This is a genomic window from Psychromicrobium silvestre (genome assembly GCF_013408295.1).
Lineage (GTDB): Bacteria > Actinomycetota > Actinomycetes > Actinomycetales > Micrococcaceae > Renibacterium > Renibacterium silvestre.
In genome coordinates this window covers 682,189-694,180 of sequence record NZ_JACBYQ010000002.1, presented here as the reverse complement: position 1 = coordinate 694,180, position 11,992 = coordinate 682,189, and the positions used below count along the sequence as shown (strand labels likewise).

At 60.8% G+C, this 11,992-nt stretch carries 13 protein-coding genes; 4 read left to right on the top strand and 9 right to left on the bottom strand.

Going from position 1 to position 11,992, the window contains the following annotated elements; all coding sequences use genetic code 11:
* Positions 1–67: 67 nt before the first annotated feature.
* A complete protein-coding gene (locus FHU41_RS11250; RefSeq protein WP_179389748.1) occupies positions 68–382 on the top strand; it encodes an ArsR/SmtB family transcription factor in 315 nt (104 codons plus the stop codon).
* A gap of 33 nt (positions 383–415) precedes the next feature.
* Here the strand turns inward: FHU41_RS11250 and FHU41_RS11245 are convergent, their stop codons facing one another.
* The 3 genes from FHU41_RS11245 to FHU41_RS11235 are packed head-to-tail and all read right to left on the bottom strand — an operon-like array spanning position 416 to position 3,099.
* Positions 416–1,408 carry a DUF2891 family protein gene (locus FHU41_RS11245; protein ID WP_179389747.1) on the bottom strand — a complete coding sequence of 331 codons (993 nt, stop codon included), beginning with the start codon at positions 1,406–1,408 and terminating at the stop codon, positions 416–418.
* A gap of 12 nt (positions 1,409–1,420) precedes the next feature.
* Positions 1,421–2,398, bottom strand: coding sequence for a DUF979 domain-containing protein (locus FHU41_RS11240; RefSeq protein ID WP_179389746.1), 978 nt, complete (start codon positions 2,396–2,398; stop codon positions 1,421–1,423).
* On the bottom strand, positions 2,395–3,099 hold the full coding sequence (locus FHU41_RS11235) for a DUF969 domain-containing protein (RefSeq protein ID WP_179389745.1): 705 nt from the start codon (positions 3,097–3,099) through the stop codon (positions 2,395–2,397). The genes FHU41_RS11240 and FHU41_RS11235 overlap by 4 nt, the downstream gene beginning before the upstream one ends.
* A gap of 122 nt (positions 3,100–3,221) precedes the next feature.
* Between FHU41_RS11235 and FHU41_RS11230 the strand changes: the two genes are divergently transcribed.
* Entirely contained in the window at positions 3,222–3,908 is a 687-nt protein-coding gene (locus FHU41_RS11230) for a GntR family transcriptional regulator (RefSeq protein WP_218847207.1), read from the top strand.
* 215 nt (positions 3,909–4,123) lie between these two features.
* The gene (locus tag FHU41_RS11225) at positions 4,124–5,398 is read left to right on the top strand and encodes a uracil-xanthine permease family protein (protein WP_179389744.1); all 1,275 of its coding nucleotides are present in this window, start codon (positions 4,124–4,126) and stop codon (positions 5,396–5,398) included.
* Between the two features lie 233 nt (positions 5,399–5,631).
* Here FHU41_RS11225 and FHU41_RS11220 read toward each other — a convergent pair whose 3' ends face one another.
* Positions 5,632–6,756 (bottom strand): glycerate kinase, encoded by a 1,125-nt coding sequence (locus tag FHU41_RS11220; RefSeq protein WP_179389743.1) that lies wholly within the window; start codon positions 6,754–6,756, stop codon positions 5,632–5,634.
* Positions 6,757–6,827: 71 nt separating this feature from the next.
* Here FHU41_RS11220 and FHU41_RS11215 point away from each other — a divergent pair, with 71 nt between their 5' ends.
* Positions 6,828–7,763, top strand: coding sequence for a phosphotransferase (locus tag FHU41_RS11215; protein ID WP_179389742.1), 936 nt, complete (start codon positions 6,828–6,830; stop codon positions 7,761–7,763).
* Here the strand turns inward: FHU41_RS11215 and FHU41_RS11210 are convergent.
* From FHU41_RS11210 to FHU41_RS11190, 5 genes are read right to left on the bottom strand one after another with little or no spacing between them, the layout of a single operon-like run.
* Positions 7,760–8,377, bottom strand: a complete 618-nt coding sequence (locus FHU41_RS11210; protein WP_179389741.1) for a pentapeptide repeat-containing protein — start codon at positions 8,375–8,377, stop codon at positions 7,760–7,762. The two genes, FHU41_RS11215 and FHU41_RS11210, sit on opposite strands and share 4 nt — an antisense overlap.
* Positions 8,364–9,035, bottom strand: coding sequence for a Pr6Pr family membrane protein (locus FHU41_RS11205; RefSeq protein ID WP_179389740.1), 672 nt, complete (start codon positions 9,033–9,035; stop codon positions 8,364–8,366). Before FHU41_RS11205 ends, FHU41_RS11210 begins: the two co-directional genes overlap by 14 nt.
* Positions 9,032–9,814 (bottom strand): glycerophosphodiester phosphodiesterase family protein, encoded by a 783-nt coding sequence (locus FHU41_RS11200; RefSeq protein WP_179389739.1) that lies wholly within the window; start codon positions 9,812–9,814, stop codon positions 9,032–9,034. The genes FHU41_RS11205 and FHU41_RS11200 overlap by 4 nt, the downstream gene beginning before the upstream one ends.
* 29 nt (positions 9,815–9,843) lie before the next feature.
* Positions 9,844–10,653, bottom strand: a complete 810-nt coding sequence (locus tag FHU41_RS11195; RefSeq protein ID WP_179389738.1) for an HAD family hydrolase — start codon at positions 10,651–10,653, stop codon at positions 9,844–9,846.
* Complete coding sequence (locus FHU41_RS11190) at positions 10,650–11,984, bottom strand: MFS transporter (RefSeq protein WP_179389737.1); 1,335 nt, start codon at positions 11,982–11,984, stop codon at positions 10,650–10,652. The genes FHU41_RS11195 and FHU41_RS11190 overlap by 4 nt, the downstream gene beginning before the upstream one ends.
* Positions 11,985–11,992: the final 8 nt, after the last annotated feature.

Sequence of the window (11,992 nt, the reverse complement as noted above, 5' to 3'; positions counted from 1 at the left end):
ATTCATGTATCCATAAAGAGGTGAATTAAATGATAACTGTATTCATTCTCAGCTGTATCGTTGGACCATGGAGAAAATCACCAAAGGCGCCGTGCTGGCCAGATTCGGCTACGCCCTCTCCGATGCCACCCGAGCCCGCATCCTGATGATCCTGGTGGAGGCTCCCGCCTACCCCTCGGACCTCGCTGAGGAGCTGGGAGTTTCTCGGCAGAGCATCTCGAACCATCTCACCTGCCTCCGCGATTGCGGGCTGGTGCTGGCCATCCCGGAGGGGCGGCGCAATCGCTACGAATTGGCCGACCGCAAGCTCGCACACGCGCTAGAGGATCTGCTCGGGCTGGCCCTCGCGGTGAAGCCGGAGCACCAACCAATCCAGGCCTAAACTCTGCTTCTAAACTCTGGTTAAGCGCCGGCCCTAAACTGCGGACCTGCTCAGCAGGGCATCCCAGGCGAAGCTGGCCAACCAATGCGAGGAGACAAACTCCTCGGTGGCCACCGCGTCCAGGCCATGAGCGAGCAAGCCATCGGCGGCTTCCCGGAGTTCTGCACTGCCAAGAGCGCTTGAGATCCTATACAGCGAACCAGCTCTGGAGAGATTGAGCCCGTCCAGGTGAACCATCTGCGGGTCGGTCTTATCGGTCACCACGGCGGGCAGTACGACGTCGGCCGGCTCCGGTAAGAACTCAGCAAACCATTGCTTGAACTCGCCGGGCGGCAGTACCCGGGACATCAGATCGGCTTCCGAGAGCCCGGCGGAAAGGAAATCCTGACCGCTGAGTTCCCAGCGACCAGCCCAACCCCGATCCGCCCCGAAAAGCCGCTCGGCGGCCGCCGCCAGCTCCGCTCGATCCTCGGTACGCCCCAGCGCGCTGGCCGCATCCAGCAGCAATGCCAAGCCGAAGGCCGTATTGCTATGCACGCCGTGCCGCACCGGATGATTAATCGCCTGAGACCAACGGCGAGCATTGTCGAACACCGCCTCGGTTAGCGGCTCCAGCGCCCCAGACCAGCCCGCTGCATCCCGGTCTCCCTCGGCGGCAAAGCCGCTGGAGGCAGCAGCGAGGCGAGCCGCCCAGGCCCAGCCATAGGGTCGTTCAAAGATCGGGTTGGCCCGTAAGTACTCCGCCTCGGCGGCCAGCTTCGGCCCACTCAGATTCTCGTTCAACCGGTCCCGTAATGGCGCGGAGTCTTCCAGCAAACCGGATCGCAGCAGCTCAACCCCCAACCAGTGCATATGCACGCAGGAGTGCCAGTCATAGGAGGTATAAAAAGCCGGGTAGAGCTCAGCGGGACTGCGTACATCCTGCTCCGCGCGCACCAAATGGACCAGGTGATACGGGTGGCTGCGGGAGAGGTTCTCCAGCACAATGGCAGCGTAAATGGGGGCTAATTTTTCAGCGGTATTCATGGATTGGAACTCCTAGTGAGGGAAGCCGAAGAAGAACATAATGGCGATATTGGCCACCAGCATGATCCCTGCCGTGGGCAGCTGAGCGGTGATCACTCCGTATTTGTTCTTCATCTCCAGCAGAGCAGCCGGGACGATATTGAAGTTTGCGGCCATCGGGGTACACAGGGTGCCGCAGAAACCGGCCAGCATGCCAATCGCGAAGACCACCGCGGGGTTGCCATCGAAACCCTCGATCAGCAGCGGCCAGCCGATGGCCGCCGTCATAATCGGGAAAGCCGCGAAAGCATTACCCATCAGAACGGTGAAGAGCGCCATGCCAACGCAGTAGGCAATCACCGCAAAGATCAGCACTCCGGGCGGAACAATGGCTTTCATAATGGTGCCCACCGAGGAGCCCACCCCAGCCTGAGTGAAGAGGATGCCGAGTACGGAGAGCATTTGCGGCAGGATAGCCGCCCAGCCAATGGTCTCCAAAAGGCGGCGTCCCTCTTGTACGGGAACCACAGGGCTCACCGGACGAAGCAGGATCAGACCAACCACGACGGCGACAATCGCACCCAGCCCGAGGCCTATCAGCGTGGCGCTTCCGGTAGCCATCAGGGGCTTGCCATTGATGGTGATCGCGGGCGCGGCCAGGGTGACAATGATGGTCACTATCGGAATCAGCAGAGCCGGGATGAAGAGTTTGTTCCCATATTTGACGGCCACGGTTTCACGCTGTTCCGTTGTGGTGGTCTTAACCACTCCGGCAGTCAGCAGTTTCGGTGAGGAGCCCAGCACCACAATTACCAACACCACAATGCCCAGGGTCCAGGGCGGAACCGAGCCTGCGGCTACCCAGGTGCCGTAGATGAATCCGGCGCCGATAAGCGACCAAAAGGCTCCGGAGGTGTAGCGCTTTGGATGTGTGGAATCGGCAAGGATGAGTCCGCCGAAGACCAGGAAAACCAGGCCAATCAGCCAGAAGACCGGTTCTGAGTTAATCATTTGACGGTCTCACTTTCCAGAACTGCGGGAGCCTCGGCGGCAACTAGCCGGTCGATCTGTCGGTCCAAGCGGAGCAACCTGAACCCATGTACCAGGAAGGCAATAATCGCGGTGGGGATAGCCCAGAGCGCGAGCTGGATCGGTTCGAGTTGAAGTTTGTATTGGGCGTCCACGAAGGAGGTGATCAGCAGAATGGAGCCGACCGCGACAAAAACGTCCTCTGCAAAAAAGGCGCCGACATTGTCTGCGGCAGCGGCATGGCCCTTGATCTTGTCCTTGGTCTTCTCGCTCAGGTTTCCGTATTTGGCCTCGGCAGCGCCTTCGGCCATCGGGTAGATCAGCGGACGGACCATCTGCGGGTGTCCACCAATGGGCAAGCCCACCGCAATAGTGACCTGGCGAACCGCGAGATAGATAAAAATGATTCTTCCGGCGGTGAGCTTGGCCAGCCGTCCGATTAACCGTTTGGCCTGCTGTTGCAGCCCGAAGCGTTCAATCAGGCCGATTACCGGCAATAAGATCACAAAAATGGTGACCGAACGCCCACTGGTAAAACCCGAGCCGAGTGCGTTCAGAATGTCCAGTGGACTGAGCCCACCGATCAGCGCGGTGACGACACCGGACACCGCCACCACCAGCAGGGCATTGAGTCGGAGCGCGAAACCGACAATGACGAGCGCTACCCCGATCAGCACGAACATGATTGCTCCATAGCTGCTTCCTTCAAAAGAGTGCGTGAATGTGACACAGACTACATGTTGTTGAACAATCCTTCAATCATTAAGATTGCGGTACAGTGAAGCGACCGAGGAAGGAGGCTGAGGTGCCAGAGATCGATTTTGCCGACCTCTTCGACCGCAAGCGCCCGGATATCCGCCGCACCGGAACCGGAGAAATGGTTGCAGACGTACTCCGGCAGCGGATTTCGGACGGCGATCTACCGCCGGGAACTCAACTCGCCGAAGAAGCTCTTGCCGAATCCCTTCAGGTCTCTCGGAACTCGTTGCGGGAAGCCTTTAGGCTGCTTTCGCACGAAAGACTTATTACCCATGAACTGCACCGCGGGGTCTTTGTTCGCATCCTGACTCGTCTTGACGTGCTGGAGGTCTACACGGCCCGAATTTTCATCGAGGTTGCGGCGGTGGCCAACTGCACGGCTGAGCAAGCCGGACTACGCGAGGCGATGGCCGCCGTCGAACGCGCCGAATTAGCCGCCGCGCGGGACGACTGGACCCAGGTGGCGACCGAAAATCTGGCCTTCCATCAAGCCCTGGTGGACACCGTGGGCAGCAGGCGGATCTCCGAAGCCTCCCGGCAATTGCTCGCCGAGGTACGACTGGCCTTCCACAGCATGGCGGATGCTCGGGCGTTCCTGGAACCCTATATCTCCCGCAATCGTCGGATCGCACAGACGCTGCTGGACGGCAGGGCGGACCTTGCTTCGGAGCTAATGCGCGGTTACCTCTCCGATAGCCGCGAACAACTCTACGGGGCACTCGGCCTGGACTAAGGCCTTTCCCTCCCGCCTCCGTCTCCGCCTCCGTCTCCGTCTCCGTCTCCGTCTCCGTCTCCGCCGAGTGTGGAGATCTGCATGCTAAACCGGGTCCAAAACATGTTTATCTCCACACTCGACGGTGGTTGGCACCGGGTAGCCGTTATTCTTAGCTGAGACCCGGGGCGGGAGCTGCAGCGCAGATCTGCGGCAGCGATGATTGAGGAGAAAATATGAGCGAAATCGGCACCCGCTGGACGGTTCACGGCGATGGCAAGACGATTGCCCCGGGCGAGGTTGTTGGCCCAGCCGAACGGTTGAGCTGGCCACGCACCATTGGCATTGGTCTCCAGCACGTGGTCGCGATGTTCGGCGCCACCTTCTTAGTGCCAATCCTCACCGGCATGCCACCCGCCACCACGCTCTTCTTCTCCGGCATCGGCACGATTCTCTTCCTACTGCTGACCAAGGGCCGAGTACCCTCCTACCTCGGGTCAAGCTTCGCCTTTATCGCCCCGATCATGGCTTCGCAAGCCCAGTTCGGCGTGGCTGGCGCCTTGGGCGGCGTGGTGATGGCCGGCGTCGCACTGTTCTTGGTTGGCCTAGTAGTGCAGCGCTTTGGTGCAGGCTGGATCAACCGTTTGATGCCTCCCGCAGTCACCGGCACCATTGTGGCCCTGATCGGCCTCAACCTAGCGCCCTCGGCGAAAGCCAATTTCGATAAGGCACCGCTCACCGCGCTGATCACCCTGCTAGTGATCATCCTGGTTTCGGTGCTGTTCCGCGGCATCCTGGGGCGCTTATCGATTCTGGTCGGGGTGGTGATTGGTTATCTGGTTGCCATGCTGCAAGGGCAGGTGGACTATTCGGCCATTAACTCCCAAGCCTGGATTGGCCTGCCAACCTTTCAGCCCCCTACTTTCAATCTTTCCGTAGTGGGATTGTTCGTTCCGGTGGTACTGGTGCTGATCGCGGAGAATGTGGGACACCTGAAGTCGGTCGCATTGATGACCAAGGACAATCTGGACCCGCTGGCCGGGCGCGCGCTGATGGCCGATGGCCTGGCGACCACCTTGGCCGGGCTGGGTGGTGGCTCCGGCACCACCACCTATGCCGAGAATATCGGTGTGATGGCCGCGACCCGGGTGTATTCGACGGCGGCCTACTGGGTAGCCGCTGTGGCTGCGCTTCTGCTGAGCTTCTCACCGAAGTTCGGTGCCCTGATCGCCACCGTGCCGCCGGGAGTGCTGGGCGGCGCGGCGACCATGCTGTACGGCATGATCGGTGTGCTGGGGGTGCGAATCTGGGTGCAGAACAAGGTGGACTTCGGTGATCCGGTCAATCTGACCACGGCGGCCGTGGCCCTGATCATCGGCATTGCCAATTACACCTGGAATATCGGGGACTTGCAGTTCGCCGGCATCGCCCTGGGCACCGCGGCAGCGTTGGTGATTTACCACGGCATGCGTGGCCTGATCAGGCTCCGCGCAGTCTCCGACCGCTCCTGAGTATCGTTTCCCTTCGCGGCGCCCGTTTCCCGCATTCGCCATCGTTCCCCTTCGCGGCGCCTGTTTCCCTTTGGCGCCCCCGTGCCCCGCATCGAGTGTGGAGATCTGCACGTTTTGAGGCGGTTTTAAGATGCAGATCTCCACACTCGGCGGCCTGAAGCGGTCTGCACGGGCGGCTGGCTGGGCGGCCGTGGGCGTTTTTTGGGAGAGCGACTGCAAGGGGTATCGACGGCTCAGCTGCCGTTGAGGGCGTTTTCGGTGGCTTGGCGGAGATAACGAGCGGGATGCGCCATCGCCTCCTCCGGGCTGCGCGCCGCCTCGGCCGCGGAGGCCGCCGCCACCACACCGAACGCCGCTAGCTCCTCGAACCCAACGCTGAGCTGACCCGCCACCAGCACCACCGGAACACCCAGAGCCTGAGCGGCGCGAGCCACCCCGATCGGAGTTTTCCCAGCCAGAGACTGCGCATCCACGCTGCCCTCGCCCGTAACCACCAGGTCCGACGCCGCAAGCTTTTCGATGAGGCCGGTTAGTTCCGCCACCAACTCCACCCCGGATTCGACGGTCGCTTCGGTCAAAGCCAGGAACGACGCCGGGAACCCACCCGCCGCCCCGGCACCAGGAACATTCGGGTCCCGGTCGCTAACCTCCCGGAGCAGCGAGGCCAGATTCCGCAGCCCGGCATCAAGTAATTCGACCCCCTCCGGATCGGCACCTTTCTGCGCAGCAAAGACATGAGCCGCGCCGACCGGGCCGTATAAGGGATTATCCACATCAACGGCGAGCCGGATCCTGGTCTGCGCCAGCCGTGGGTCCAGCCCAGAAACATCAAGAGCCACCGCCTCGGCAAGTTGGCCACCGCCCAGCGGCAGCAGCCCACCCTGGGCATCGAACAGTTTCAGTCCGAGCGCCCGCAGCGCGCCGGTACCGCCATCGGTCATCGCCGAGCCACCAAGTCCCAGCACAATCTCGGTGGCACCCGCATCAAGCGCGGCGGCAATGAGCTGGCCACAACCGTAGCTATGCGCGCGCAACGCATTTTCGGGAGTAGATTCGGCCAGCAGAAACCCGCTGGCTTGTGCGGTCTCAATCACCGCGATGGTGGGCTTCCCGGCTTCACCGCGAATGGCCCAGGCAGCCCCGGTGGGTTTGAGGATCGGCCCCACCACGGCGTTCAATCGCTCCTCAAAACCAACCGCGACCGCCGCCGCTACGGTGCCCTCACCGCCGTCGGCCATTGGCAACTGAATCACCTCGGCCTCCGGGTAAATCCGCAAGACTCCCTCCGCCATCGCCGCCGCAGCCTCAAGGGCAGTCAGGGTTCCTTTGAACTTGTCCGGAGCAATCAAAACGCGCATTCATCCATCCTGCCATCCCGCACCCACAGTCGGATCCTCAAGCCACAGATTCGAACGCCTAGGCTTGGATCATGAGCTCACCGCTTGAAACTTGGGCTACGGCCGAATGGCTCGCTGAAGCCGAAGCCTGGGTCGTCGATAGCTTAGCGGCACTAGGCATCGCGGTTCGAGGGCCACTGGCCGAGCACAAAACCCGGTTCTGGGCAACGGTTCGCTACGTGGCCACCGATCGTGGTCGGTTCTGGTTCAAAGAGAACTACCCCGGTGCCCGCAACGAGGCTCGGCTGCTCCTTCGAATAGCCGAGCTCGCCCCCGAGTCGGTGGTGCAGCCAATCGCAATAGAGGAATCCCACGGTTGGCTGCTCAGTCCGGATTACGGTCAAACCTTGATCAGTCTCGGCGAGCAAAAAAGTCTGGCTCGGCTGCCCGAGGCGCTGCGTGACTATGCGTTATTGCAGCAAAAACTCCTCGGACAGGAGTTGCCCGCCCCGAAACGAGCGCCAGCGCAAGCGGTGGAATACTTTTCCGCGGCCGTGCGGAGCCTTCAAGAGCTGCCTGCGGAACATCCCTTGAGATTCACCACTCCGGAAGCCGAAGCTGCCCAAGGGAACCTTCCCACTGTGGAGCGGGCAGCAGATCGGCTGAACGCCTCCGACATCCCGCTCAGCCTGGACCATAATGATTTCCATCCGAACAACATTTTCCTGCCCCGACCCGGCGAAAAGGTGGGCCGATTGCTGGACTTCGGGGACGCCGTCGTCGCTCATCCCTTCTGCTCGCTCGGCAGGCCGATCCGAGAATACGGCGAGTCTCTAAACATCACGCCCTATCTCGAATGTTGGCTGAGCTACGCGCCGCTCCCGGAGTTACGCCAAGACCTCGATGCCGCGCTCGTTTTATCAAGGCTGAACCAATTCGATACCTGGCAGCGGATGCTCGATCAGGTTGCGGCCGAAGAGATGGGGCGATTCGCCGATTCCATCAAGAGTTTGTTACTAGAACCCTAAGCCCTGATGTCCAGGCCCAGATTCCCGGCCAGCACCACGGCCTGTTGCAGGTCAACAATCGCCCCGTGAATTTCCGCTTCGGCAGGGTCCAGTGAGGTGACGATCGAGCCACGCAAATCGGCTCGGGAAAAGTCCACTCGACTCAGCCAGGCCGAGCTGAAATCCACCTCCCGGAAGGTGGCTCCGGAGCAGTCGGCGCCCGTCAGATCTGCCTCGCTCAGCCGGACGTTCTCAAAGGAAGCGGAACTTAGTTTGGCGCCGGGGAGGCCCACGAAAGACCAGTTTCCGCCCTTGACCTTCATAATGTCGAAACTGCACGAATCGAACATGCTGCCCACCAGTTTGCAGCGTTCCAAGCTGGCATCGAAGAAATTGCAGCCCACGAAGGTGCAATTCGTGAAGGCGCAGTCCTTGAAGGTAGCGGCGTTGAATTTGGCTCGGCGGAAGGTGCAATCCTCAAAGACCACCCCGGTTCCGGTCACCTCGGTAAGGTCCAGGTCAATGAATTCCACCGCGGAGAAGAGCTGCTCGGCCAGATCCTGGCCATACCAGTCCTCGGAATAACGGCGTGAGGTGGTGGGCGGTGCCTCGGCACCGAATTTACGATTGGCCATTGGCGTTCCCCGTCCCAGTGACATTTGTTTCCGCCGCCCCGAGCCTGCTGCGCCACCAGACCAAGGCGCCCATCGCCAGGGTGCCTAAGCCGATCAAGGCCACGAAAAAGAACACCGAACCATAACCCGTCGAGGGGCTGAGGAAGGGATACGGCACCCAGCCATCGCTTGCCCCGCGGATCAGCACCACCGCACACCACAACACGGGGTAGAGCAGCACTAGCCAAAGAGTCTTCCACGCTAAACGCTGCCGGTCCGGGCAAAATAGCCAGTCCACCAGGACATAAAGCGGCACCAAAATATGTAGGACGGCGTTCGCCCAGGCTAGCTCGACGCCTCCGGGCAATCCAAGCAGCAGGGTGTTGTAGACCAGACCGACGATCACCATATAGGTGGTGGCGCAGGCTCGGACCACCATCCACCAGCTAGGCTCACTCCCCCGGAGCGTCATTACTACGGTGCCGGTTAATACGAGCATCATGATGATATTGCTCTGCATGGTGAAGTAGCCGAAGAAATTAAAAGGGTTAATCGCGGCGCGGCCAGCGGTATCGAAGAAGGTGGCTACTACCGCAGCCAGGATGGCCAGGGCCAGCGCTGCACGGGCGAAGGTGAAAAAGCTCAGCGACCCCGTTCGGGGTGCTGCGATGGTGTTCACCAGTAGCCTCGCTCCCGCATTACCTCGGCCAGTAGGTCCGCCCGATCGGTCATCACGCCGTCCACTCCAAGATCGAAGAGAGCATGCATCTTCGCCCTATCGTTAATGGTCCAGACATGCAGTTTCATGCCCAGCAAATGTGCCCGACGCACCGACCCCTCGGTCACCAAGCGGAAAGGCCCCCAGGTAACCGGCAGTTGCAGGCAATTCACGTCATGCAGGATGTGGCGTAGCCAGCGGCGCGGCAGCCAGCCGGAGAGCAAGACGAAAGCGGCGATAGAAGCCATTCCACCCGAGCTGGTGGTCGCCTTGGACAGCTTGGAGAGCACCGCCCGCCGCCGCCGATCAGAAAAAGATGCCACGCAGATCCGCTCGTGCAGGGAGTACTTCTCAATCACCTCAATGAGCGGCCGTACCGAAGCTCGATCCTTAATATCAAAGTTAATCCGAGCGCTAGGAAAGGCGGTCACCATCTCCTCGAAGCTCGGAATGGGTTCGAGGCCGCCAATCCTCAAGCTAGCCAACTCGACGGCACTCTTCTCGGAGAATTTCCCGGTGCCGTCCGTCGCCCGGTCCAGGCTCTCATCGTGAAACGCCATGAGCACGCCATCGGAGGAGGTGCGCAGGTCGGTTTCCAAATAGTCAAAGCCCTGCTCAAGGGCAGATCCGAAGGCCAGCAATGAATTTTCCACCGCGATGCCGTCCGGAGAGTACCCGCGATGGGCGAATGCTAAAGGGACAGCCGAATCCAAATACGGTGTGGTCGACTGGGTGCTCACGCGGCTAGCGTACCAAGCCGCAGCCACCCTCAGACACCCCTGACGGCGAGCAATCGCTCCAGAACTTGGGCTACGCCGTCGTCCTCAATTCCTGGGGCGAGCATATTTGCAGCATCCTTAGCCGCCGGATGGCCACTTGCCATCGCATAACCCCGTCCCGACCAGCTGAGCATCTGCACGTCATTGGGCATATCGCCGAAAGCCACCACTTCCGCGGCTTGCACCCCCCGGGAGGCAGCAAACTCGCTCAAGGTGGCGGCTTTATTCACCCCACGCAGTGAGAGTTCCAGCAGCGCGGTCTTCGGTGCGGAATGGGTTGCGTCCAACCAAGGGGCGACGACGGGACGCACCTTGGCCAGGAATTCATCGGCTGTGCTGTGTTCCGTTTTAGCCAGGAACTTGATCACACCGCATTCTTCTTTGAGCGATTCGGCCAGCGGCCGGGTAGGAAGCTGGCGGAGCGGTTCCGGATCCCCAGCACTGAGGAAGCCAGGTTCCAGGTACAGCCCTTCCACGGTCTCCGCAGCAAAGCTCGCGGAGGGTACCGCCACCTTGATCGCTTCCCGCGCAGCCAAAAGATCGGGAATCGGAATGCACTTGGTGGAGAGAATCTTCTCCTCGCCCAGATCGTAGACCAAGGCTCCATTTGAACAGATCACCGTGCCGAGATGGCCAAGCTGTTCGCGCAGCGGATCGAGCCAACGCGGAGGCCGTCCGGTCACGAAAACCACCTCGATACCGGCGGCCGCGCAGGCTCGGAAGGCTTCAACGGTTCGGGGGCTGATCGCGCCGTCGTGGCCGAGGATCGTCCCGTCGATATCGCTGGCCACCATCTTCATATCTTCAGGCTATCCGACGGCTGGTCCTGATAGCTCGCCGAGCCGAAGCCGCTGGCCCAGAGCCACAGCCTGCAGACCGCGAATCCCGCAGCGATAATCCAGAAAACCCAGCTGAAGCCAAGCCAGGCCACCAGCAATCCGCCAAGCGGTGCACCCAGCACGATCATCGCTCGATTGATCGAACGCATCGTTGCACTCATTCTGCCGATCAGTCGAGGCGGTGTCACCCCGACTCGATAAGCCAGTTCATGTGCTCCTCCCAATCCCAGGCTAAAACCAAAGCAGAGCTGACCGACGATCAGTGGCAGCCAAAGTTGCCACCAGGCATCGGCGCCCTGCGCGCCGCTTAGCCCAAGCATCGATTGAGCGGCGATCAAGATGAAGGCGAGCACATCGAAGGCTCCGGAGAGCAGAATAGTTTTACCCGGCCCTATCCGCGCCCCCACCCGAGTGGTCACCGAGGTGCCGAGCACCGCGCCAACCCCGGCACCGGTGAGGATCACCCCAATTCCCAAAGCCCCCAGCTTGAGGGAATCCACCAGATAGACGGTAAAGCTCACCCCGACCATGGCGTTGAAAATAAACCACAGATGAGTGCTCATAGCGAAGGCGCGGAGCCGCGGCTCCGCATAGACGGAGCGTAATCCCTCCAGAATTTGCTGTCCCAGCCCCGGTGGCTCACCGGCCAGTGCTTGATCGGCCGGTGAGCCACCGGCCTGTGACTCGCTGGGCGGAAGCTCGGTACGAGTCTCCGACAGCTCGGGGGTTTTGATCCGCCAAATACTCAAGGCGGAGAAAAAGTAAGATGCCGCGTCAACCAGAAAGGCGAGCGGTGCTCTGATCAAGGCAATCAGCGCACCAGCCACCAGCTGCCCCGTGGTTTGCGCAATCGCATCGCTCTGCTCAATTCGAGCGTTTGCCTTGGCAAGCAACCCACGGGGCACCAATTGCGGGAGATACGACTGATGAGCCGCATCACCGAGCAGGGAGAGAGAGCCAAAAATCAGCATCGCCACCATAATCATCGGTACGGTCAGCAGGCCCATCATCCCAAGGACACTGATCGCTGTGAGCACCACACCGCGCAGAAAATCGGACAGAATCAGCAATCTTGGCTTAGAGAGCCGATCCACCATCACCCCGACGATGAGGCCAAACAAGGCATAGGGCAACCAGCGCGCCGAATTAACCCAAGCAACATCGCCCGAGCTGCCCTGCAGGTTGACCACGATGATCAGTTGCAGGGCCAGACTGGTGATGTAGCTACCGAAACTGGAAACCGTTGAAGCGGTCCATAACAGCGTGAAGGCCGGATACTGGCGCAACTTCATGCTGCTAT